The 25,023-nt window shown below is 33.4% G+C and carries 24 protein-coding genes and 1 other annotated feature; of the genes, 3 read left to right on the forward strand and 21 right to left on the reverse strand.

Annotated features, from left to right (window positions below; all coding sequences use genetic code 11):
* Nucleotides 1–45 precede the first annotated feature (45 nt).
* The 5 genes from glmS to A9CBEGH2_RS08580 all read right to left on the reverse strand — a co-directional run bounded on the left by glmS (nucleotide 46) and on the right by A9CBEGH2_RS08580 (nucleotide 6,862).
* Nucleotides 46–1,860 carry a glutamine--fructose-6-phosphate transaminase (isomerizing) gene (gene glmS / locus A9CBEGH2_RS08560; RefSeq protein WP_163104591.1) on the reverse strand — a complete coding sequence of 605 codons (1,815 nt, stop codon included), beginning with the start codon at nucleotides 1,858–1,860 and terminating at the stop codon, nucleotides 46–48.
* A gap of 465 nt (nucleotides 1,861–2,325) precedes the next feature.
* Nucleotides 2,326–3,042 (reverse strand): AAA family ATPase, encoded by a 717-nt coding sequence (locus tag A9CBEGH2_RS08565; RefSeq protein WP_163104593.1) that lies wholly within the window; start codon nucleotides 3,040–3,042, stop codon nucleotides 2,326–2,328.
* A 253-nt stretch (nucleotides 3,043–3,295) separates the two neighbouring features.
* Nucleotides 3,296–3,532, reverse strand: coding sequence for a hypothetical protein (locus tag A9CBEGH2_RS08570; protein WP_118277994.1), 237 nt, complete (start codon nucleotides 3,530–3,532; stop codon nucleotides 3,296–3,298).
* 111 nt (nucleotides 3,533–3,643) lie between these two features.
* Complete coding sequence (locus tag A9CBEGH2_RS08575; protein WP_197739426.1) at nucleotides 3,644–4,582, reverse strand: HipA domain-containing protein; 939 nt, start codon at nucleotides 4,580–4,582, stop codon at nucleotides 3,644–3,646.
* 375 nt (nucleotides 4,583–4,957) lie between these two features.
* Nucleotides 4,958–6,862, reverse strand: a complete 1,905-nt coding sequence (locus tag A9CBEGH2_RS08580) for an AAA family ATPase (RefSeq protein WP_118277995.1) — start codon at nucleotides 6,860–6,862, stop codon at nucleotides 4,958–4,960.
* A 420-nt stretch (nucleotides 6,863–7,282) separates the two neighbouring features.
* Here A9CBEGH2_RS08580 and A9CBEGH2_RS12715 point away from each other — a divergent pair, with 420 nt between their 5' ends.
* From A9CBEGH2_RS12715 to A9CBEGH2_RS08590, 3 genes are all read left to right on the forward strand, one after another.
* A complete protein-coding gene (locus A9CBEGH2_RS12715; protein WP_353511641.1) occupies nucleotides 7,283–7,762 on the forward strand; it encodes a DUF6431 domain-containing protein in 480 nt (159 codons plus the stop codon).
* A 118-nt stretch (nucleotides 7,763–7,880) separates the two neighbouring features.
* Complete coding sequence (locus tag A9CBEGH2_RS08585; RefSeq protein ID WP_174766936.1) at nucleotides 7,881–9,281, forward strand: ISL3 family transposase; 1,401 nt, start codon at nucleotides 7,881–7,883, stop codon at nucleotides 9,279–9,281.
* Nucleotides 9,271–9,429, forward strand: coding sequence for a hypothetical protein (locus A9CBEGH2_RS08590; RefSeq protein ID WP_157964912.1), 159 nt, complete (start codon nucleotides 9,271–9,273; stop codon nucleotides 9,427–9,429). The genes A9CBEGH2_RS08585 and A9CBEGH2_RS08590 overlap by 11 nt, the downstream gene beginning before the upstream one ends.
* 149 nt (nucleotides 9,430–9,578) lie before the next feature.
* Here the strand turns inward: A9CBEGH2_RS08590 and A9CBEGH2_RS08595 are convergent, their stop codons facing one another.
* The 16 genes from A9CBEGH2_RS08595 to A9CBEGH2_RS08670 form a co-directional block, all read right to left on the reverse strand.
* Nucleotides 9,579–10,439 (reverse strand): YitT family protein, encoded by an 861-nt coding sequence (locus A9CBEGH2_RS08595; protein WP_118277860.1) that lies wholly within the window; start codon nucleotides 10,437–10,439, stop codon nucleotides 9,579–9,581.
* 102 nt (nucleotides 10,440–10,541) lie between these two features.
* The gene (locus tag A9CBEGH2_RS08600; RefSeq protein ID WP_118277859.1) at nucleotides 10,542–11,144 is read right to left on the reverse strand and encodes a hypothetical protein; all 603 of its coding nucleotides are present in this window, start codon (nucleotides 11,142–11,144) and stop codon (nucleotides 10,542–10,544) included.
* Between the two features lie 194 nt (nucleotides 11,145–11,338).
* Entirely contained in the window at nucleotides 11,339–11,977 is a 639-nt protein-coding gene (gene phoU / locus A9CBEGH2_RS08605; RefSeq protein ID WP_118277858.1) for a phosphate signaling complex protein PhoU, read from the reverse strand.
* 12 nt (nucleotides 11,978–11,989) lie between these two features.
* Nucleotides 11,990–12,748: a phosphate ABC transporter ATP-binding protein PstB gene (gene pstB / locus A9CBEGH2_RS08610; RefSeq protein ID WP_118277857.1), complete on the reverse strand. Its 759-nt coding sequence runs from the start codon at nucleotides 12,746–12,748 to the stop codon at nucleotides 11,990–11,992.
* Between the two features lie 11 nt (nucleotides 12,749–12,759).
* The gene (pstA, locus tag A9CBEGH2_RS08615) at nucleotides 12,760–14,004 is read right to left on the reverse strand and encodes a phosphate ABC transporter permease PstA (RefSeq protein ID WP_199594555.1); all 1,245 of its coding nucleotides are present in this window, start codon (nucleotides 14,002–14,004) and stop codon (nucleotides 12,760–12,762) included.
* A complete protein-coding gene (pstC, locus tag A9CBEGH2_RS08620) occupies nucleotides 14,001–14,942 on the reverse strand; it encodes a phosphate ABC transporter permease subunit PstC (protein WP_118277856.1) in 942 nt (313 codons plus the stop codon). The genes pstA and pstC overlap by 4 nt, the downstream gene beginning before the upstream one ends.
* A gap of 79 nt (nucleotides 14,943–15,021) precedes the next feature.
* Nucleotides 15,022–15,957 (reverse strand): substrate-binding domain-containing protein, encoded by a 936-nt coding sequence (locus A9CBEGH2_RS08625; protein ID WP_118277855.1) that lies wholly within the window; start codon nucleotides 15,955–15,957, stop codon nucleotides 15,022–15,024.
* Between the two features lie 157 nt (nucleotides 15,958–16,114).
* The gene (locus A9CBEGH2_RS08630) at nucleotides 16,115–17,242 is read right to left on the reverse strand and encodes a YibE/F family protein (RefSeq protein ID WP_232057267.1); all 1,128 of its coding nucleotides are present in this window, start codon (nucleotides 17,240–17,242) and stop codon (nucleotides 16,115–16,117) included.
* Between the two features lie 45 nt (nucleotides 17,243–17,287).
* Nucleotides 17,288–19,873: a purple acid phosphatase family protein gene (locus A9CBEGH2_RS08635; RefSeq protein ID WP_118277854.1), complete on the reverse strand. Its 2,586-nt coding sequence runs from the start codon at nucleotides 19,871–19,873 to the stop codon at nucleotides 17,288–17,290.
* A gap of 241 nt (nucleotides 19,874–20,114) precedes the next feature.
* Nucleotides 20,115–20,555, reverse strand: a complete 441-nt coding sequence (rpiB, locus tag A9CBEGH2_RS08640) for a ribose 5-phosphate isomerase B (RefSeq protein ID WP_115716533.1) — start codon at nucleotides 20,553–20,555, stop codon at nucleotides 20,115–20,117.
* Nucleotides 20,556–20,649: 94 nt separating this feature from the next.
* The gene (locus A9CBEGH2_RS08645; RefSeq protein ID WP_118277853.1) at nucleotides 20,650–21,318 is read right to left on the reverse strand and encodes an HAD family hydrolase; all 669 of its coding nucleotides are present in this window, start codon (nucleotides 21,316–21,318) and stop codon (nucleotides 20,650–20,652) included.
* 216 nt (nucleotides 21,319–21,534) lie between these two features.
* Nucleotides 21,535–22,320 (reverse strand): ABC transporter substrate-binding protein, encoded by a 786-nt coding sequence (locus A9CBEGH2_RS08650; RefSeq protein ID WP_158572272.1) that lies wholly within the window; start codon nucleotides 22,318–22,320, stop codon nucleotides 21,535–21,537.
* Between the two features lie 19 nt (nucleotides 22,321–22,339).
* Entirely contained in the window at nucleotides 22,340–23,065 is a 726-nt protein-coding gene (locus A9CBEGH2_RS08655) for an amino acid ABC transporter ATP-binding protein (RefSeq protein ID WP_118277624.1), read from the reverse strand.
* Nucleotides 23,058–23,711 (reverse strand): amino acid ABC transporter permease, encoded by a 654-nt coding sequence (locus A9CBEGH2_RS08660; protein ID WP_115716529.1) that lies wholly within the window; start codon nucleotides 23,709–23,711, stop codon nucleotides 23,058–23,060. The genes A9CBEGH2_RS08655 and A9CBEGH2_RS08660 overlap by 8 nt, the downstream gene beginning before the upstream one ends.
* Nucleotides 23,712–23,758: 47 nt before the next feature.
* Nucleotides 23,759–23,979, reverse strand: a binding site (T-box leader).
* Nucleotides 23,980–24,078: 99 nt separating this feature from the next.
* Entirely contained in the window at nucleotides 24,079–24,696 is a 618-nt protein-coding gene (locus A9CBEGH2_RS08665) for an L-threonylcarbamoyladenylate synthase (RefSeq protein ID WP_232057268.1), read from the reverse strand.
* 103 nt (nucleotides 24,697–24,799) lie between these two features.
* On the reverse strand, nucleotides 24,800–24,964 hold the full coding sequence (locus tag A9CBEGH2_RS08670) for a hypothetical protein (protein WP_157964986.1): 165 nt from the start codon (nucleotides 24,962–24,964) through the stop codon (nucleotides 24,800–24,802).
* Between the last annotated feature and the right edge of the window lie 59 nt (nucleotides 24,965–25,023).

Here is a 25,023-nt window from a genome sequence, read left to right on the forward strand (position 1 = left end):
AATACCTTATCAGGTCATTGTCTCTTATTTTTTTTATTTACTGGGTTATTCTACCGTAACAGATTTTGCTAAATTGCGCGGCTGATCAATCTCACAGCCTCTTTGCTTTGCACAAGTGTACGCCAGCATTTGTAAAGGAACAATACTAACGATTCCCTGCAAAAATTTAGATAGTGATGGCAGAAGAAAACATTCATCATATACATCTTCGGAAATATTTCTCATGTCTTTTACAAACAGTAATACGTTCGCTCCGCGAGCTTTAACCTCTTTTATATTACTCATTGTTTTCTCATACAATCTTTCCTCATTAACAAGAGCAATCACAGGTGTTTTATCTTCAATTAAAGATATCGTACCGTGTTTTAATTCACCTGCTGGATATGCCTCACTATGAATATACGATATTTCTTTTAATTTTAAACTACCTTCTAAAGATAATATATAATCGATTCCTCTTCCAATAAAGAATACATTATCATGAGTTGAAATCTGTTGAGCTAATGTCTCATAATAAGGATAGTCAATCATCTTTTCGATATAATCTGGAAGAAGAGAAAGTTCTTCTTTTATTTCTTTTAAATCTTCAGATGATAATTTATTATGCAAGAGTGCTAAGTGTATTGTCATAAGAGAAAGAATGCATAGCTGTGAACAATATGCTTTTGTTGTGGCTACACTGACTTCTTTTCCTGCCTGCGTATAGATTACATGATCTGCTTCTTTCGATAAAGCTGAGCCAATCACATTTACAATTGCATATGTTTTTACACCATATTCTTTTACTTTGCGAAGTGCAGCCAAAGTATCTGCAGTTTCTCCTGATTGACTAATAAAAACAGCTAATGTATTTTCATCATAGATTGGGGTTTGATATCGATATTCGCTTGCACAATAACATTCACATCGAATGCGTACATATTGTTCAATCATATATTTCGCAACCATTCCAGCATACATTGCACTTCCACAGCCAACAATGTGTATATTGTTGAATTTTTCTAGATTTGGAAAAGCATTTGATAAATCGCTAACATCATTAGGCATGATAGAGTGGATTGTATCCTTTACAACCTGTGGTTCTTCATGAATTTCCTTCAACATAAAATGATCATAATTATTCTTTTGGACACCGTTTGCATCTAAAAGACTTATCTCAGGTTCTTTATAGACTTCTTTTAATTCCAAATTATAAACATGGACATTGTCTTTTTTTATTTCTGCAAGTTCTTCATGCTGTAAAGTGATAAATTTTTTGCTGAATTGTAAAAAAGCACTAATATCACTTGCGACAAAATTTTCATCCTCTCCATGTCCGATAACCAAAGGGGAATGCTTTCTCATCGCATAAATCGCTTCTTTATGATCTTCAAATAAAATCGCAAATGCAAAACTTCCCTCCAACAACTGATATGCTTTTGCCATAGCTTTCAATGCGTGTCTTTCCTCTTTATAACATGCATCAAGACATGCAGCAGCAACTTCACTATCTGTATCAGATACAAACACATAACCCTGTTTCTCAAGTGAATTTTTCAATGTCTTATAATTCTCAATAATACCATTATGTACCAAAGTGATATTACCAATTTGATGTGGATGACAATTGATTTCATTTGGTACTCCATGTGTTGCCCATCGAGTATGTCCAATACCAATTGTACTTTTAGGCAAAGGATGACAGAGAATACTTTTTTTCAACTCTTCAACTTTACCTTTTTTCTTTCTTAATTCAATTTTATTCTTTCCTAATACTGCAATGCCTGAAGAATCGTATCCACGATATTCAAGATGAAACAGACCCGCTAACAACATATCCACAGCCTGTCTTTTACCAGTATAAGCAATAATTCCACACATATTTATTTCCTCCATTATCTTTTATAAAGCATGATAAGAAAATGGATGTTTAAATGTAGTTATCCATTATAAATTCACTTAATAGACCAAAAGATCCATTAGGATATAAACATACATTTGATTCATATATTAGGGATGTTTTTTATTTTATTAAACAATGAAAGCTGATGGTCTATCAAAGAAATTAAAATCATCATACTTTGTATGTGGTGAATATGTTTTTGTACTCATAAAAAGATTTTGTTCATATTCTAACGATTCACATATCCGCAATAGTACCCGCCGAAATATCGATAACTATTGTCCTCGTCAACCCATCGGTTCTGGCGCTTATTATGTCTGATTTTCTATCCTCCTCAACAGAGCATAACTGGTAGAAGTATACTATGATATATTAAATAATGCAAATCTTTTATACTTCATTCTTTCCTATCTGATATATTATTTTTCAAAAATACTATATAACTACTTTAATAAATAATTCAACATTCTTTCTGGACATTTTAAAAACTCACTATATACTTGATAAATTTCTGTATCTTTATACTCTACTTGTTTCATACCCTTATCAGAAAGCTCATAAATCGTTGCCTCAGGATAAGCTAATAATATAGGGGAATGCGTTGAGATAATAAATTGCGAATTATCATTAACCAGTTCTTGAATACGAGAAATTAAAGTCATCTGTCGCATAGGGGATAATGCGGCTTCTGGCTCATCTAAAATATACAGTCCTTTCCCCCAAAATCTATTTAAAAAAAGTGAAAGAAAGCTTTCTCCATGCGACAGCTCATGCAATGAATGCTCACCATATCCATTAACACCAATTGTTTCAATATTAGAAGCAACATTATAAAAACTTTCCGAACGAAGAAAATAACCATCTTTCGCATATGCCTTTCTCGCTATTTTTAAATGTTCAGCAAGTTCATATTTCGTTTCTCTTGTTGTAAATTGAAAATTTTTAGATCCACCTTCTGCATTAAAACCATAACTAACAGCAATTGCCTCTAGTATAGTAGATTTTCCTGTACCATTCTCTCCTACAAAAAATGTAACATTATTTTTAAACTTTAACCTGCATCCGTTTTTTAAATATTGCACGACAGGAATGTCATTTAAATAGGAATTCTCGTTAATTTTACCTTCTAGCCATATTTCTTCAACATATTGATTCATCATAAAATCACCTCATTTTTCATGTCTGATTTTATCACTGTAGCTTTTAGATTACTATAAATCTATCCTTGGGACAGTTTATGAAAATTATTATTTGCATAAGAAAATTATCATATAGATGTTTTAAAATTATCCGAGAACTTGTTTTTCCACTCTTATAAAAACAGATAATAGCCTCAATATAGAACTCAACAGTATGATTTACCGCCATAAATAAAGGAGCATTAAGACTTGGAAGATTACACAATCTTTCTTTTTATTTTTGTTTGTTTTTATAATCATAATATATACGACAAGTATTAATTCCTATTAAAAACCCAAGTAATAAAAAACTTAACATAGGATCAACAGAAAGTGATGGAAATTTAATACCTTTTTCATAAAGAAAAAAAGAAAATCCATCAAACAAATTCATTATTAAAAGCAAAACAACAAAAACAATCATATTTTTCACTGTAAAAATGTATTTAAAAAATCCTATCATATTTTTCATAAAGAATCCTCTCCTTTTGATTGATACATCCAGTGTACATAAAATATATAAAAAAACAGGATGTATATATATAAAGAATTCTAAATCTATAAATCATAAATACATTCACACTTACTTCAATAAACATGCTGCTCTTTTATGAATTTCTTTCTCTATCAATTTCAATCTTTCATCAGATAGATTATAACGAACATGTCTTTTAAATTTAAAATTCAATAAACGACGAAGTCCTTCTCTATGTTTTCGTGTAAGAACATCTTTTGCAGTGCCAATAAAGTCATCGTATACACATGGAAGTAAGGTATCCGCATATTCAGATAAGTTTTCCTCTGATTCAAAAACATCTTTCCCTGCAAAATTAAACAAAGAGTTTCCATGGTCAAATAATGGTGCAGGAGCTATAATCGTATTCGTTTCATTATCCACAAGAAAGCCAAAATTACCAAAATGGCGATCCGTATTGCAAATAAGAGCATCTAGTACAAACATATCATGCAATGCATCTATATACTTATCTCCTAATTTCAGATAATATTCTTCTACCGCCTTCATCCCACCTGTAGTAATGATTTTCCCAACAGGTATAAAAGAATACTCTTTACTTGTAAATAATTCACAAGTAGAACATAACTCACTTTTCCACATAGATAAACCATATTTCACTGCATCTATACCAAGAATTTCCGCAATCTGATAAGCATAGTATTCAGAGTATGGTTCATTTCCTGTATTCGATGCACCAAAAGTACCGCCTTTATAAAGTTGTACTTTTCCTTTTACCCTTCTCCAGCATTTAGGTAGCATCCCGTTTGTGGTAAATTCAGGACTAGAAGCTAAAGAAGTGCGGACACTGCTGCCATAACCAGTAAATGCAATTAACGCAAGAATATTACTGAAACGATTATCGTATAAATTATATTTATCAAAAGTTCCCTGAAATCCATCTTCAACAACCCAGTAACAATCATTCAGTGACAATCCTTTTGATACATCAATAATACGCATGGGACGATTTAGATTTAAAAAACATTTACTCAGAAAGCTATGCACATATGCTCTATTTTTAGGTACTATTCTCTTTTTCAGCCATTTTAAAAGACCATCTTCTGTAAGTTTTAAATCCAGTGGTAATAAATACTCGTATGATCATTTATCCATGTAAGATGTATTTCAGGGATACTACTGTCATTTGTAGAAGAAAATTTTAATAATATTGTATCAAAATGTCTTAATTCATAATTCATTTGAGCACCCCCTTCAAATCAAAATATAATTATATTCTAACATAGAGGATACAATAACGAAAACACATCAAAAACTCCTATTTTAAGATTTACTTATCTACTTCTTAAAAACATATGTACAAAAATACCGATGATATTACATTAACACATATAATATCATCGATATATTATGCATACTTATTTATCCTTCTATAAATGTATTTCTAATCTTTTTTTGAATTTCTTTTATAGTTAGATTTTCATTTAAGAATACTTCTAAATCTTTTTGATTTACCTGCATATTTCTCTTTTCTAAAGCTTTCGTTACGATTTTTTCTTTATCTTCCTTCGATAATGCAGAAAAATAAAAGACTTCATCACATAAGTCTAGAACCTCTGGTGAAAGATTCCTATCCATACACTTGTCTTTCATAAAATCCAAAGTGTTTTGTTTTTCTTCTGTATTCCATTCTAATACAATTAAACAATGTGTTAAATCTGCACATTCTTTTTCCTGCTGTAACTGGTTCGTTTCCATGATTTGTCTCAAAAATGAAATCTTCGCAGTACTTGCTTGTTCCATATGCGGAAAATATAAGAGCTGATTTGGATTTCTGCGAAGTTTTTTTATTACAGAAAGTGTATCTTGTTCGTCCTGGATACTTAAATAATCTTGCTGCTGAAAAAAAGACTGGGCAAAAAGTGTCGCCAGCATATCTTTTCCAGTTCCATCTTCTCCCACCAGCACCCATAACCCAAGTGGCTGATTTTCCATAGAAACAGATAAAGATCGTGCTTGTTTCAAAATCTGCTGCTTCACTGTATCCTGTCCAACAAAGCGTTCATCCAGTATATTTTGTAAAGACAGCAATCGATTTTTAAAAGATATGGAAACTCCACTAACTTCTTCTACCACTTTGTTAATCATATCTTCACTTATTTCCGATTTTTTTAAGAAACGAGCTTTTACACAAGATAAATCCAATACATCAATCGCTTTGTCCGGAAACTTGCGATTTTTTAAATACATTGCACTTTTTTCTATCATATATTTCAAAATATCATCAGAAATGTTTACGTCATGATATTCCTCATACTCTTTTTTCTTTTTCTTCAACATCTCTAAAGTTTCCGATTCACTTGGCTCTTTCATATAAACAAGCTGAAATCTTCTTTCCAATGCTCGATCACATTCCATATATGTTTCATATTCATCCATTGTTGTTGCGCCAATACAACGAAATTTTCCTCTTGCCAGATATGGCTTTAAAACACTGGATACATCAATACTTCCTTCTGATTTTCCTGCACCTATCATCTGATGTATCTCATCAATAAATAAAATAACATCTGGATATTTCATCAGTGCATCTAAAACTTTTTGAAGTTTCTCTTCAAAATCTCCACGATACCTTGTTCCTGCCACCAACGTATTTAAATGCAGTTCATATACACGAGAAGAGGATAACTCTGGCAGCATTTGGTGTTCCAAAAGCCATGCGAAATGTTCCACCAAAGCACTTTTTCCTACACCTGCATCTCCTACCAGCAAAGGATTTCCTTTATCTTTACGAAGCAATATGGATATCATAAGCTGCAGTTCTTTTTCTCTTCCTGCTATTTGTTTGCCTTTATCATCTACTCCTAAACGACGCAATTCCTTAAATTCATCCAATTCGCAATAACCGCTATGTCGCAAAGCAGTTAAAAGCTTTTGACAGTCAATCTCATAACGATCAAGCATTTGAGAAGCTACACATTCCTTTGTTCCTAGCAATGCAGATAAAAGACAATCCATATCCATCTCCTCTTCTGCACGCTCCATTGCCATTCGATTTCCCTTTTCCAGTATTTCTATAACTGTATCCGAGTATAAAACTTCACCTTCTTTTGATTTCCCACAGCCAAATAAAACAAGCAAATCCTTTTTAATCTTCTCATAATCAATATGTTCTTTTCTTAATTTATCATATAAAGGATTTTGTGTATCCCATGCAAAAGCAAGCAAAAGATGTTCACTTCCAATATACATATTTCCCATATCTTTTGCTTCTTGTTGCGCTCTTTCTAGCAGCATCGTTGTTTTATGATCCATTGAAACTTTCAATTATTTCACCATCCATTTCCATATAGTGTATGACACATCCTCTAAGTATTTGTAGTATTCCCTGTCTTCTATTTTTAAAACGATTGCTTAAGAATATTACAAAAAAATATATTCCTATTTCTACTCAACTTAATAAAACATAATATTAGATGATTTATAAATATAAAAAGAAAGAAGATGATGCTAATAAATACGGTAATCTAAAATTACGTGGTGTTTGAAAGGACAACACTTTATGCTGTGGTCTTAGTGACTGCAGCTTTTTTCATGCTCTCATCATCTTTGGGGTACCTTTTCTGATATTTCCTCATTATTTCGATCATCATTTATGTTATCATATCTTTAAATCAATATATAAAAAAAGTAAGAACCACAAAGTTTAGCGACCTAGGTTCTTACTTACCCAAAGTAGGCATCTTTATGATAACATTTAATAACTTTTCTCTCAAGTACATATCTCAAAAATCTTATGACGACTATATTTCTAAGATCGAACTTTCTTCCATCACATGTCCATGCTGTTCTCATCTTGGATTTCATTTTCATGCTTATTATAAAAGATCTTTACTTACACATAATGGTATTATTACCTTAAAGATATGCAGGATTATTTGTCCTCACTGTCACAAGACTCACGCCATCCTTCCTGTTTCTTTAATTCCTTACACCAGACTCCTGGCTTCTGATGTAATAGAAATCATTCTCGATCACGATACTGATAAAGATCATTCTAACCTTTTTCTTGATCCAGTTTACTTTTACTCCATCTTTCATCGATATCATTCCTTTTTACTGAATATTTCCTATTTCCCTTCAATTACTGATTTTTTCGTCTTTCATATTCATAGATTTCATAGAAATTTTGCTCAGTTGCGCGGCTTTCTTTTCATTCCCACATAGGATTCCTTTCCTGCCTTCCATTTTGCCTTCATAATGACACTGTAATGATCATTATAGACTGGAGGTTGATGAAAACATCCATTGTATTTTCAGTTCTTGATGTTTTCTTTTGATTTTTATGAAAAACGATACTACTTCTGCGTCCATCAGTGACGACTATATCCTTCATCTCTTTCATCTCCAGAAAGAACAGATAGATTCTTTCCAGGTAAATCATCAGGATGATGGTGTTCATGTAAGGATCAAGCTTACCCCAAAGACTACTTCATGTCCTGTCTGCGGCTTTCCCACTTCCAAGGTAAAAAGCTATGTACATAAACGCATAACACATTCCATGCTGAATACGGAAGCCTGCTATATCGATTACCAGGCCAGACGCTATATCTGCCCTGCATGTAATAAGACTTTCTATGAGGACAATCCTTTTACTTTCAAGGGAATGAAGATCTCTTTATTGACCGTATATAATGTCCTTCGAGATCTGAAAAACCCTGCCGATACATTTAAAAGCGTTGCACAGAGAAATCATATATCCTCTACTTCTGCCATGTCCATCTTTGACAGGCATGTCCAGATATCCAGAAGAAAACTTCCTGAATATCTGAATATCGACGAAGTCTACAGTTTCAAATCTGAAAACAGTTCCTATGTATGTGTCCTTCTGGATTTCAACTCCCAAAATGTCATCGATCTTCTTCCAGGCAGGAAAAAGTCCGAACTCATCAATTACTTTTCTTTCATTCCCCGAGAAGAAAGATGTGCTGTAAAGGCCGTATCTATTGATTTATGGGAAACCTACAGGATCGTCGCAAAGATGATGTTCCCCAATGCCGCCATAGCTGCGGATAAATTCCATCTCATCCAGGAACTGAACAGAAGAGTAGACAAGGTGCGTCTGCGTACGATGAATCAGTTAAAGAACTATAAGCTCATGGATCTGAAAAATGCAGATGCAGCTTCGATAGAAAAAGCTGAAAGAATGCGTAAACAGTATTACCTTTATAAAAAATTCAACTGGCTTCTCTTCACAAACGATCCTGCATATACAGATCCAAATAGAGAAAAGAAATATAATAAAGTACTTCAGGGATACTATAACTATAACGATATCCTGCATTATATGTGTTTGTATAACCCTGAACTTGAAGAAGCCATGAATCTGAAAGACAGGATGATATATTTCTATAAGAACAGTGATCTTGATAATGCAAGAAAAGATATCAATGAACTGATCAGTGCTTTCAGGGATTGTAAAGTACCTGAAATATCATCCTTTGCGAATACGATGACCAGATGGAAGACTGAAATAATAAATTCTTTTATCGTCACGAATGAACATGGAAGAAAGATAAACAGCGGGATCATAGAAAACAGAAACAGGACGATCAAATGTATCAAGCACAATTCCAATGGATATACCAATTGGAAACGATTCCGAAACAGAGTGCTTTATGTACTGAATAAAGATACCACTTATCACTTATACCCTAAGGAAGGAGAAAATGAAAATGAACAATAAAATTTATTACCAACGTAAAGAAAGATGGCTCAAAAGAGAACTTTACATTAAAAAGCAGCGCCTTATGATGCTGGAGCTGGAAGTAGAAAATCTACGATTGAAACTTCTTTTGGAAAAAGAAAAAAACAAAAATATTCTTCCATTCTGATATTAAAAACGAGAGAGCTGATCAGCTCTCTCATCCTTTACATCTTGTTTTCAATAAACATCTTTGGGGTACTGATGCCCACAAGTTATTTTATTGTCCTTTGTTAGTTTTACCACACGTAATTTTACAAAGCCATAAATACTATGCATCTATCTACTTTCTTTTCGTTTTATATTCCATGTACCTATTACTTCATTAATTGTAGAAACAGTTACAAAAGCTTCAATATTCGCTGTCTGTAAATAATTCAATAACTGCCGATACTCATTTACCGTCATGATTGTCACAAGCTCTGTGCGTTCTGTTTTTTCATAACCACCTTGTGCTTTGTAAAGAGTAACTCCTCTTTTCATATGATTTAATATATGTTCTTTAATAACTTCATAGTCGTTTGATAAAATACAGATTTTTTTCTTTTTATTAAATCCATCAATAAAATAATCAATTGCCTGTCCATTCGCATATGTACCTAAAATACTAACGACCAATGTACCTACATCATACACAAATATCGAAGTGAATGCCGTTACCATACCAGCTAATGTAACTGCTTTCCCAATTTCCATATGCGTATATTTACTAATTACTTTTGCGACAATATCCAAACCTCCAGAAGACGCATTGACTCTAAAAAGCATTGCCTGACCTAACGCAATCATTAAAATATAAGCTGCTAAATCAAAAACAGCATTTCCTGTTATAGAACCCTCAAAAGGAAACATTTTTTCAAACATCCACAAAAATATCGGAAGAAGAAAAGAAGTATAAACTGTTTTTGCGCCAAATTCTTTTCCAATAAGCAAAAATCCTACCACCAGCAGCACTGCATTTAAGATTAAAGTAATAAGAGACATTGGCATACTTAACAGCTGCGATAAAACCATTGCTAATCCTGAAATACTTCCCACTACAATTCCACTTGGAACTAAGAAGAAATATACAGATGCAGAAATAAAAAGCATTGCAAACGTAATATAAATAAACTCCTTAAACTGTTCTTTTTTTTCCATCACGACTCTCCTCTTATATATACGTTTAAACAATACCATATTTACAGAAAAACTTCCTTAGTTTTTTAATATTTTAATATATATTAAATCTATACAATCAAATTAGTTTGAAGACAGCTCTTTTTTACTAAAACAGATGGTAACTGCATAAACTGCTTCATGTCCAGCATCATATTTTTCAGGATGTGAAAAATCTTCTACCCCATATGCTTCTATGTTTGGTTTTGAAGAAAAATACTGAATGGCAAGTGGAATATCTTTTTCATATTCTATGTTTGTCTCTCCACTTATTTTGTTTGTTGTAGTTCCCAAATCATCAAAGGATGTATCGTCTGCTGATGCTTCTAAAACACTAGAATTTTTTAGATGTTCACTTTTAAAAACGATATTTGCCCCTTTATACATTTTGTCAAATCCCACAACAAAACGTCCTTTTGAATCATTCATTGCTACTGCACCTTCTCTTTCCATTTCCCATTTTCCATCTTTTAAACAGTAAACACGCAAAGCAACACTTTTTACTTGCTCATCAACGTTATAATCAAAAATCTGCTGCTGATTTTCAGGATCAAGCAAGTTTTTAATATCAGTTTCTTCTTGCGATAATTTTGAAGGCTGTATGCTCATAGAAGAATTTTGCTGTTTTGTACAGCCTGCGCTAAGCATAAGACTTAAAGCACATATAACAACAAATATTTTTTTCATATCCAATCTCCTCAAACTCTTATTTTTATTGTTTTTCCACTTTTATAATATACAACAATAAACAAATAAATATAGAAAACAACACATCAGATAATGGTCTAAATATCCCTGATGTGCTGTCTCTATTTTCCCCTTATTTCAATGTTTCTAATTTATTTTTATACAATTATTCCCCAGGAAATATTTACATATATTTAACCAAAGTCGTAATGCTGCCCCTTCATCATATAAATGATATGTTCGCAGATATTTTTAATATGATCTCCTGCTCTTTCAATATTTCGTAACATACCACTTACTACAAATACATCTTCAATCAAATTTTCTCCAGATTCTTCTTTTAATCTTGCTCGTATTTCTTTTACCAGCTGATTGAGATACTGATCACGTTTTACAATTTCAAATGCACTTTCCACATTACGCTCTTCATAAGCTTTCATTGTTTCCTGCAGCATATTGATCATATATTTTTCCATCTGCTGTGCATATTCCAAGACATGAGGGAACTGCGCATCTTGTTTCAATAAGTATTTTGCTACATTTTTCGCATAATCTCCAATACGTTCCAATTCAGATGCAATTTTAATATCTGCCACAACTTTTCTTAAATCGCTTGCGACTGGAGAAAGAAGAGCCAAAGAGCGTACTGCCTGATCGTTTACTTCTTCTTCCATGTGGTTGATGATGTCATCTGCCTGCATGATTTCAAGTTCCATTTCACGATCTGGATTTTCCAATACTTCCACTACTTTTTCATGCATGCTAATTACCTGTCTTGCCATTTTCATGACATTGGCTTCCATTGTATCCAGTTCTTTATCAATTTTTACCATAATTTCTACCTCCTATCCAAATCTACCAGTAATATAATCTTCTGTACGTTTATCCTCAGGATTTTGGAAAATCTTACTTGTATTATTAAATTCAATGACTTCCCCTAATAAGAAGAAAGCTGTATCATCACTGACACGAGATGCCTGCTGCATAGAGTGCGTTACAATTACAATCGTATAATCTTTCTTTAATTCTTCAATCAAGTCCTCTATTTTACTAGTCGCAATAGGGTCTAATGCACTTGTAGGCTCATCCATTAAGATTACTTCTGGTTCCATGGCGATTGCTCTTGCGATACATAAACGCTGCTGCTGTCCACCTGATAAACCAAAGGCACTATCGTGTAAGCGATCTTTTACTTCTTCCCATAAGGCTGCTTTTTCTAATGACTGCTGTACGATTTCATCCAGTACTTTTTTATTTTTGATACCCTGACATTTAGGACCATAGGTAATGTTATCATAAATTGACATTGGAAATGGATTTGGTTTCTGAAATACCATACCTACCTGTGTACGCAAATCTACAACATTTAATTTATCGCTGTGAATATCCGTTCCATCAATTTCAATCGTACCTTGTATACGACATCCATCAATCAAATCGTTCATACGATTCAAACAGCGAAGAAAGGTTGATTTCCCGCATCCACTAGGTCCAATCAATGCAGTAACTTTGTTTTTCTTAATATCCAGCGCTACATTTTTAAGTGCGTGTTTTTCTCCATAATATAAATTTAGATTATCTACATGAAAGATCGTGTTTTCCATTTGTTTTCCTCCTAATACCATGCCTTACTGAAACGTTTGCTTAAGTATTTTACTGTAATATTTAAAATTAGTACGAATACAAGAATAATAATTGAAATAGCACATGCCAGTTCAAAGTTTGGTTGTTCACTACTCATAATGTTATAAATCTGAACTGCAAGAGATGTCCCCTGTGTTGTTAAAGTAGGTGCATCGTTTACATAAGTTCCCATGGTATAAATCAATGCCGCACTTTCACCAATCACACGTCCAATACTTAACAATACCCCAGTTAAAATACCAGGAACTGCACATGGAAGAACAACTTTAAAAATCGTTTGACTTTGGTTTGCCCCTACCGATAAAGAAGCATCACGCAAAGACTGTGGAACTACAATAAGTGCTTCTTCCGTAGAGCGAATGATCGTTGGAAGAAGAATGATTGCCATCGTTAGTCCACCTAGTAAAACATTTGTAGTTTTTGCGCCAAACAATTGTGTTACTGGGAATAAAACTGTTACCCCCATCAAACCAAAGATAATACTAGGTACTCCTGTTAACATTTCAATACCACTTCGAATAATGGAAGTTAATTTATTCACTTTTGCATATTCATGCAGATAAATCGCAGCTGCAATTCCTAAAGGAAGAGCAATCAATAAAGATACAGCAATCAGATACAAAGTTGTGATAATAGAACCGCGAACTCCTCCACCTGGTGTTTTAAAATAGACTTTTCCAATAGATACTGCCTGTGTATCCAAGGTATCTGCCAAATCTTTTGCACTTTGGCTCATAATCGCACCACCAATGCCACCAACACCATTCGCATCTGTATATGGAAGATTTTCTACCTGATACCCTACTTCCACTTGTCGTTTATCTTTTGTTTTTACACTTTCATCGATCATTTTCAAAAAAGGAGAGTTTTTATCGATGTATTCTACAAGTATGATATCATCTTTATTTGTATCTTTTGCATCTACAAAACCAATTCCCCATTTGCTGCTGAAGAAAACATTTTCATCTAAATCTGATGGACGCTCAAAATTACCAGGTTTATTATACGCTTCTTCTACACTTAACATATAATTGCTGGACCAGTAATTTCCCGTCAGCATTTTTAACCCCAATGTTCCAGAACCTTTGGAAAAGATAAATACAAAGATTGCCAAAAGTACGAAAACACTTAGTGCACTGGAAAGATAGGTTATGATATTTAAAACACTATCTTTTATTTTACGTTTCTTTTTCATTGTTTCAGATGCTGCTATCATTTCACATTCCCTACTTTCTTTTTCACAAGATTCAACAACAGATTAGAAAGCAGGATGACTGCCATCAGCACAAGACCTGCAGAGAATCGAATATCATAATCTAAACCGGATGTTTCTTTTAAACCGGATAACATCGTTGTAGTTAAGGTACGTGTAGTATCAAATAGATTTACCGTTGGTCCAAACATTTTATTTCCAGCTACCATCGCAACGGCAGTTGCTTCACCAAAGGCACGACCAATACCTAAGATTGCCCCTGCAAAAATTCCTGATTTTGCACTTGCCAGCACAACTTTAAAGTTTGTTTGTGTTTTTGTAGCACCTAGTGCCAGGCTTCCAAGCTCAATATCTGGATCAACAGATCGAATTGCTGTAATACTTAAAGAAGTAATTGTTGGATAAATCATAATAGCAAGTAATAAAATTACTGCTAGTAAGGAACTTCCACCAGCGGTAACATAACCAAAGCTGGCAGCTAATTTACTAACCAATACAGTAATGGTACCAGAAGCAAATACCCCATAAACAACAGATGGAATAGATGCTAAAAGTTCGACTACTGTTGTCATGACTGCAGATACTTTTTTAGGCGCAATCTTTACAATAAACAACGCACTTAATACGGATAATGGAAAAGAAATCAACAATGCTCCAAAAGAGGAAACAAGAGTATTGATGATGATAAATCCAACTCCATATACGCCCTGATCTTTTCTCCATAAAGTTCCAAATAGAAAATCTAAGAAATTTACTTGTCCATACTGATAATCAGGCATGAATGGAGAAATTCCCTTCAAGCTGATAAATATGATAATTATCGCAATCGCACTGGAAGATAAAAGTGCAGCCAGCATGAACAGAAATCGCATTCGCATATCTTTCTTTAGTTTTTTCGCATTTTTTTCTGAGCTAATATACCCTCTGACATAAGTCTTCATTTCATCACCAATCCTTATTCCTATACAGTAAATAACAGCCTGACCCGCAGGCTGTTTATGCGATTACTTACGCTTTTATTTATTTAACATCTTCCCAGTTTGTTGTTTCCCCTTTGAAGATAGACTGTAACTGAGCCTGTGTCATATTGCTTGTTGGGTTGTCTTTCTGTACAACTGCAACAACGGCATCAATACAGTACTGTCCACTTTCCATTGCACTTGTGATATCTCCATCTTCATCTTTAAATTCACGAGAAGCAAAACCGATATCAGCAGCGTTAGGACCATCTTTTTCTCCACCAAGAACACGTTTTACAGCATCTCCACTACCTGTCTGGTTCATAACAAATTTGAAGTTACCTGCCATTGGTGAGAATGCTTCCAATGTTGCTTTTACTGTTTTTTCTACAGAAGTAGAACCACCTGTTGTAATCGTAATTCCAGAATTATCTTTTTCTAATACTGGATATTTTTTCGCAAGTTCTGCCCATGGAGTTGCTTTTGATAAATCAACTTCTCCACCATTTTTCTGAACGATTGTCATACCTTCTTTAGAATTCTGAATGAAGTCTAGATATGCAGCAACTAACTGTTCTTTATCTTCACTTCCAAAATCACCTTTTGCACGAGTAACGTAATTAAATGGTCTTTGTAATTTGTAAGAACCATCAAGAACTGTTTCACTAGATGCTGTTACTCCTTCATACTGTACAGCTTTTACATTGTTTTTCTCAAAATCTGTTGATAAGGATGTATATCCAATACCATTTGCATCCTGTCCAACTTTTGCGGCCATATCATCATTTGATGATACTTCTGTTGCAGATTTTGTTAATTCCTTTTCAAAACCTACACCTTTTTCAAAAGCTTCTCTTGTACCACTTGTGGAATCACGAGTGTATACATGAATTTCCCCTTTCAATCCAGTTGCAGAAGCATCTTTTCCATCTCCGCCTGTACTTCCACATCCTGCTAACATTGCAACTACAAATAAACTAGCTAATAATTTTTTCATTTATAACTCTCCTCCTTGAAGACAGTTATAGAATACAACAAGTTTATGAATTCCATATTTCATTCTTGTTAAGAAATTGTTAAATTCTGTTTTTTTACCTTATATATTGAAATATTAAAAAACGGATATTCTTACTATCCGTTTAAATAATCTTTATTTAATTATTTATTTTCCTAAACCAGCTGCAGCGCAGAAAAAATTTCTCACTTAACATTCCAGCACATAACATGGATGCAATAGGAACCGTTAATACAATTCCTAATGTTCCAGTAATTCCCTGCGCAAATTCAATTGTAATATAATTCGAATTCATCAGCTGCTTAACATCTACATTAAACGAAAACAAAACTAGCAAGGATACAAACGCACTTCCTGCAAATGCCAGAATTAACGTATTCGTCATGGTACCTATCATATCTTTTCCTATTTCAAGTCCAGAATGAAATAATTCCTTTGTGGTAATATCTGGCTTATGTGTACGAATTTCGAATAAAGAAGATGTAATCGACATTGCCACATCCATAATTGCACCTAAGGAAGAAATTAAAATTCCTGCAAACATAATATCTTTTATAGATAATCCTGTTTCAGCACTGATTAAAATTAAACTCTCTGCTTCTTCACTGCTAAATCCATCGATATGCAACAAAAAAGACATAAAGTAAAAGCATAATGAACAAAGCAACACTCCACTGATCGTAGATAAAATTGCGCTATACGTTTTGATAGAATGACCATTTAACAAAAGCAACGTGACAACTGTTGATAAGGCTATTACAAGTACAGTCATGAGCAAAGGCGGATATCCGGAAAATACAGTCGGCAATAAAACATAAATGATGAGATACAAAGAATATGCTAATCCAATAATTGATTTCACGCCTTTTCCTTTACCTATAAAAATAACCGCAAGACATAAGATGGATATAAAAAGAATCATTCCAAATGATCGGTCATATTGATAAACGGTATAATAGGGCTCAATGTTTTCCGGCTCATCAGCATTAACTATAATTTTTGTTCCTTCCTTTACTACTACATTATGAACAGCTGTTACATAATTGTTAATTTCTACCCTTTCCCCTTTATGCTTTCCTTCTAAAAATTCTACTTCGATATTTTGCTGACCTAAATTTAGTTTTAATTTTTCATCATATGTTAAAGTATTACTTTTTACTTTCGTAACCTTTGCAGAAATATAATAATTTGCACTGTTATTTACTCTTGAGTATTCTTTTTTATAAAATTTATTAAATAATAAGGAGAATAACATGGTTAAAATCATTATGATTAAAACCACCTTATTCTCTTTTAACTGTTTTATCATTTATTATTTAGATTCTTTTTTATTTTTTCTCAAGACAACAGCACTGCCTAATGCTCCAACCATCATGAAAGCATAAGGAATTACATTCATTTGTACACCTGTTTTAACATCATCTTTAGATGAAACATTCTGTGTATTCTCAGAATTTACAGGTTTTTTATCATTGTCTGACAATTGTGGTACCTCTGGCAATTGTGGTGTCTGCGTACCTGTATCTGGTTTATTTACATCCTGTCCTTCCTGATTTCCAGATTCTGTATCCCCTGTATTACCTGTACCATTTCCATCATCTGTTGCTGCTTTTTCATTCACAAGAACAAAACTTCCTAAATCTTTAGTTGTTACGATAATAGAAGAGCCATCTACTGTATAAGAAAGCTTATTTAGAGTGTAATTTTTTGCTGTATCAGATAATTTATAAACACCTAAATGATTTACATCAAATCCAGCTGGAAGATCAAATTTAATTTTAATATCTCCTGTTGGTAAAATATTTATATTATTTTTTACCAATGCAATATCAATAATATTAAATTCTTTATCTTTATATTGTGATTTTACATAATCATAAACTGTTCCTTCTTTAATATCCTGAACCTGGAACTGTGCATCCTTTTCGATAGAACCAGCAGGAGCTGTAATTTCTGTTTTCACTGATGTTTCATCAGATGAAACTACAACATCTTCACTATTTACTTGTGGAGATTTTTTTACACTAAATTCATCAAGCAGTTCCCAGCTGCTGTCATTATATAAATAGGTTGACATTTTAAATTCATTGTCACTAACTTCAACATTCGAAATTGTACGTTTTTTAGACTGATCCATTTTTGCAGCAAATGGGAAATCCATATTTGTTTTAATATCATAATACTTACTTCCACTAGCTGAGTTTGCAGTTAAATATACAATACCATCAGGATCTGTTACACTTTTTAAGTTTGTGGTATCCGTAACAACTTCTTGTCCTTTCATAACATGTGTACGTGTATAAACATGATCATGTCCCATTAAAACAACATCAATTCCTAATTCATCAAAAACTGGTGGAAGTTCATTTCTTCGCTGAATAATATCTCCATCTGTTGTATGACTTGCAGTTGAATAAACAGAGTGGTGGAATACTACAACTTTCCAGCGAACATCTTTATTTTTCGCAATTGCATCTTCCATAAATGCTTTGTGTTCTGCAGTGCTGGTATTATTTGAGTTAATATCCATAAACAATGTATTGTTGTAAACATACCAGTAATCTGTACCTGCTGTAGAATCTCCTAAATCTGCAGATTCATTTGGTAAATTAAAATGCTGATTATAAGAATTTGAACTACTGTCATGATTTCCAATACTTGTTGCCTGTGGCATGCTTGAGAAAATTTCCTGATTTAAATAACCATCATATTGAGACTCATTACTAGCTGTATTTACCTGGTCTCCAGCTGAAAGCAAGAAATTAGGATTGAATTTTTCTTTCGCATCATTTAAAGTTGCACTCCATCCTTCTGCATCACTTTTAGCATTTCCACTGGCCCCAATCTGTGGATCTCCTGCAAAAATAAAGTTATATGATCCGTCAAAATCTTTTGTTTCAAATGTTTTAATATCACTAGCTATATCACCATTTATAACACGATAAGCATATTTTGTGTTTTCTTTCAAATCTTTGATAGTTGCCTGATAATATCGTTTACCAGCATCATTTGATGGATTTGTCAATGCCTTAATTGTTTTGCAATTACTAGGAATTTCTCCATTTACAAGATTCTTGTATTCTGTAACTTCTACCATTCCATCTGCATCCGTATTTGCATACCATGTAAGATTCATGCTTGTTTCATCACTGCCTACAGTAAGATTAATATCCTCTTGTATAACAGGTTCTTCCCCATACAATAACTGCATGTCACTCATTTCAAAATAGACATCTGAACTGCTGCTTCTTCCCTGATGAATTTCAACAGAAACAATGTTTTTTCCGTTATGCAAAACATCTTTTAAATCATCCTTTGATAATTTCATATCAACTGTTTTTGGGCTACTATCATTAGAACCACCATATTCCATATTAGATGTAAAGCCACCATCAGGTTCATCATATGCAGCTACCTTATGTCCATTTATATAAATGATTGCGGCATCATCATATTTGAAATTAGCTGTTAACTCCGTTACTTCTTCTGCATTTTCAATGTTAACTTCTGTTCTAAAGAAAAATGCAGGAACATCTCCGTTATTTTTATCACCATTGATATATTGATTTAATAATACCGTAGGTGTGCATCCTCCACCTACATCATCCAACTTGCCATTTTTAGCACCAAATTTTCCAGCTGCTTTATCCCAGCCGCTGATATCATAAGTATCTTTTGTCCACGCAAAACGATCTTCTGGTGTTCCCGGATCTACATTGTTATCCAAATAAGACCATTGTGTATTCGCATTGATTAATTGCACTTTTTCTGTTTGTTTTGTATTTCTAGTTGCTTTTACCTTTATTGGAGTAACAGGATACGTTTGTGCTACCTGTACTGCCCCCATTGTTAACAGCAACGTTGCTGCTGATGCTTTTAAAACCTTGTTTTTATTCATCTTATATCCTCCTCATGAACTGAACGCCCATACTTTAACATAAGAAAAATATGAATCCAATACATTTAACGTTATATTTACACAAGGAAATCATATCTTTACATTTCTTTGTTTTTTATGTATTTCAAAAGTAGGAACTACTACATTCAACGATAGTTTTAATTATTTCAATTTGTCTTGAAACATAAAAAAACGATAACTGTTGTTACCTGCCAATAACATGTTATCGTTTTTTTACTTTTTATTTTTCTAATGCCATGACTTTATCAATTCTTCTTTGATGACGTTCTTCATTAGAGAATGGAGTATTGATCCAAATGTTTACAATTTCTTTTGCCAGTAATTCTCCTGTTACAAGCTGTCCAATTGCCAATACATTTGTATCGTTATGTTCTCTTGTAAGTTTTGCACTTACTGGATCGCTTATCAATGCACAGCGAACTCCTTTTATTTTATTTGCGGTAATACTTGCCCCAACTCCTGTACTGCACAATACAATTCCTCGATCATTTTTTCCTTCTCCAACAGATTTTGCTGCAGGTGCAACCGTATCTGGATAATCCATAGAATCTTTTGTATGTGTCCCAAAATCTTCTACTTCATGTCCCATTTCGACAAGCATTTCTTTAATCATATTTTTGTAATCTAGCGCGCCATGATCACAAGCCATCGCAATTTTCATATTTTATCTCTCCTTTTTACCTTCCTAATTCCATAAACATTATAACAGAAAGACTGTGTTTCTCAAAACGTTAATACAAATGATATCAGTTATTTTATAGTATTTGAGACAAACAATCCACAAGCTCATTCATGGATGCAATCATATAATACGACATTTCCTGTGTTCTTCCACAGCTAAGATGATCCCTATTCACCCAAATACGTTTCCATCCCATCTTTGCTGCTGGTACGATATCCCACCAATATCCTTTCGCAATATGACAATGGTTTGCATCAGACAGATGAAACGTATCTTCTGTTAAGGAAAAAAAGTTTAAAGATGGTTTATAACAATGACAATCTTCTGCGCAAATGGCATCATCAAAAAGATAGTCTAAACTTTTCTGATGCCATTCTAACATTTCTTTTGTACAGTTTGACATTAATATAAGCCTATATCCCTGTTTTTTACATTCTTTTAAAGCATTCATAACATCAGAAAACGGGTGAAAAAAACGATGTATATCCAAAATCTCATCATAGGAAGCAACATAAACATTTGTATTCATTTCCATATCACAATAAGAAAGAACTTCATATAATAATTCATCATAAGAACGAAAATCTTCACCATACATCAAACGATCTTCATAATTATGAAAAATTTCTACCGCTTTTTTACCAAATCCGCCCTTTTTATCTCCTATCTTTTGTATGTATGCATATAAATTGGAAGTATCAAGTAATGTTCCATAACAATCAAATGTTAATATCTTATTCATATTTCCTCCTTCTTTTTCACTAGTTCCTTTTATAGATTACTTCTCTAACATGCAGGAATTTAAAACTAACTTCTAAAAGTGCTTCTAAATAAGTTTGTAAGATACAATAATATTTTATCATTGATCCAATATCGCAACAATCCTGTAAAATCAAGAGGATAATTTGATATCTATCTTTTCATAGAAAAAAGCGGTTTTCACCGCTTCTTTGTTATATTATTTTTCTTTGTCAAAGTATTTTGAAATTAACTTATCCAATTCTCCATTTTCTTTCATTTCTTTGATTACACCATTTACTTCTTCACAAAGTGCAGTATTTCCTTTTTTAAACGCAAATACATTCCCTTCTGAGTCTGTACCAACATCTAATCTGAAAGTTGCTAAATCATCATTTTTTTCAACATATTCATCCGCAACTGCCTTTTCTACTACAATAAAGTCAATACGTTTATTTTTGATTTCCTGTACCATCTGTGCATAGTTTTGTCTTGAATCTACCTTTAATTCATATTCATCTTTAATCTCATTTACGGTTGATTCTTGAATCGTACTAAGCTGTACCCCTACTTTTTTTCCTTTGATATCTTTTGTTTCTTTGATATCTCCATCTTTTAAAGTTAATACATAGTTCGTAGTATCCTCGCTTGCATTATAGTAAGAATCTGATAATTCTGCACCCTTTTTACGTTCTTCATTTGGTGAAAGACCAGCTGCTACCATATCTCCTTTACCTGTATTAACTGCACCAATCAATGCATCAAAATCAATATCTTCCCATTTTACATCTTTATATCCTAGTTTTTTTGCGATTGTTTCTGTTAGTTCGATATCAAAGCCTTCTAGTTCTCCATTTGTATTTCTAATTTCATAAGGAGGATACCCAGAATTTGTCAAAACGGTTAAAGTTTCTCCTTCGTGTCCTTTTTTTGCATCTTCTCCACTACTTCCACAACCTGTCAGTAACAAAGCTCCCATAAGTACAACTGCCATAATTTTTTTCATAATCTTTCCCTCTCCTTCTCTATAACATATTTGAAATAAATTGTCTTGCTCTTTCTGTTTTTGCATTTGTAAAGAATTCTTCTGGTGTAGTGCATTCTACAATTTGTCCCTTATCCATATATAGAATATAGTCCGCAACTTCTTTCGCAAAATTCATCTCGTGCGTTACTACGATCATTGTCAGTCCTGTATGTGATAACCCTTTTAATACCTTCAATACTTCGGTTGTCATTTCTGGGTCTAAAGCACTTGTCGGTTCATCACATAACAATACTTCCGGTTCCATTGCCAAAGCTCTGGCAATCGCAACACGCTGTTTTTCTCCTCCAGATAACTGATGCGGATAAGAATCTACACGATGAGATAATCCAACATTTCCTAATAATTCAATTGCTTTTTTATAAGCACTTGTTTCATCCATACCTTTTACTTTCATTAATGCATACGCTACATTTTTCTTCACATCCATATGAGAAAATAAATTGAAGTTTTGAAATACCATTCCCATTTTTTCTCTGATCTTTGTTAAGTCGGTAGATGGAGAATTTACAACTTCATCATCCAGTGTAATGGTACCGGATGTTGGTTCTTCCAGCATATTTAAACAGCGAATAAAAGTAGATTTTCCACCACCGCTGGAACCAATAATCGCATAAGTTTTTCCATCTTCGAAAGTAAAGCTGATATCTTTTAATACTTTAATCTCATCACTGTAATTTTTATATAAGTGTTCTACTTTAATCATATTTCAACTTCCTTTCTAATCTTGATCCAATAAAGCTCAATACTTTGTTTAACAGATAATAAGAGATCAATACAAGCGTTAATGGTTCAAAGAACATATACACAGATCCCTGAACAATGGTTGCTCTACGCATCAAATCCATCATACCTACAACAGAAACTACAGATGTTTCTTTCGTTAAAGCAATAAATTCATTAAACATAGCCGGTAATACATTTCTTAATGCCTGTGGAATAATAATATCTTTTGTAATATCTTTGTTTTTTACCCCTAATGCCTTTGCGGCTTCAATCTGTCCCTTATCAATTCCATCAATTCCTGCACGCATAACTTCTGCCAAATATGCACCTGAATTTAATGAGAAGATAATAATACAGGAAACCCATCCTGGCCAGTTAAAGTTTAACAGCTGAGGAAGTGCCAAATGGAAGAAACAAAGCTGTACATAAACCGGTGTTCCTCGAAAGAAATCAATATATGCAGCCGCAATTCCTCCACCTATACCACCTTTACGTTTCGCAAAAGCACAAATCAATCCCAGCACACAGCCAATCGCTGCAGCTGATAAAGATAATAGAATAATTACTGGAATCCCCTGAAGAATAAATGGTATATAGGGAATAAACTCACCAAATCTCAAATTCATTTTCTGCCTCCTTGTTCTATACTATGAAAAAAAATCGTCCTTTATATACAAAGGACGATTGACTCGCGGTACCACCTTACTTCCGATAAACATTATATTTATCGACACTCTTTCCTTTAACGCAAGGTATAACGGCATCTGCCTCCATTTCCTTTCGACAGAGCAACTCCCAGACACGTTCCTCTTTACTTGATCCGCTGATTTCCACCAACCATCAGCTCTCTATGCGATATTTTTCAAGAGTACTACTTCTGTTCTCAGTTTTTATGCTACTTATTATAACAATACTTTCTAAGATTGCAAGGCTTTTTTTGAAAATTTTTGGTAGAATTTTATGAAAATTATTTCAAAACAATTTTCATATAACTTACTTATGCAATACTTTCATTATCTGCTTTTCACTGATAGGGCCTTCTCTTAAAATACGCACATCCCCATCACTAACATCCACGATCGTGCTAGAACTATCTCCTTTTGCACATCCCATAACGATTGCATCCATTCTGCCATCAAGCTGTTTTAAAACCTCTTCTCCTGTTTTGCCAGGCTCTTCCCCAGATAAATTTGCGCTTGTTACAAGCAGCGGTTTTTCACATAAGTCAATTAAATGAAGGATAAAATCATCATCAGGCATACGAATTCCAATTGTATCCAAACCGTTTGTTAAATAATCTGGAAGATTTTCATTTTTCTTTAAAATCATCGTAAACGCACCAGGCATAAATTCTTCCGCTAAATCTCTTGCTTCTTCGCTCATAATTGCGATTTCCTCCATTTGGCGAAAAGAAGAAACCATAGTCGGTATCGGTTTTTCTTCTGGTCGAATTTTGCACGCTTTCAAAGCTTTTAGAGCTTCTTCATTATCATAAATACATGCCAGTCCATAAACGGTATCCGTTGGAAAAGCAACCACTTTTCCTTCTTTTAATAAGTTTGCTACAGTTTCTATATCCTTGATCTCATATTGTTCAGTCTTCAATTTCATCACCTTCTGTTTATTGTTTATTCTAACATAATTATACACAGAATACGAATTTTTTACATCCTTCTTTAAAAGAAACAAAAGATCTGTTAAACAGACCCTTTGTTTATTCCATAATACTAGTTGAATACAGACGAATAATAATCTCTAAAACTTTCGCACTGCCCACTTCTTCCATCCATTTTCTCAATTGGGCAAGATTATCTGCTTCATTCTCTATCTTCATAATACTAGCAACCATACGAAACTCTTCTTCATCTACGATATGCATTGTCCCCGATTCCCCCTTTTTTATGGATTATAAGTATACTACCATAATTTCATGAGAAT

It is taken from the genome of Amedibacterium intestinale, assembly GCF_010537335.1.
GTDB classification, from domain to species: domain Bacteria; phylum Bacillota_I; class Bacilli_A; order Erysipelotrichales; family Erysipelotrichaceae; genus Amedibacterium; species Amedibacterium intestinale.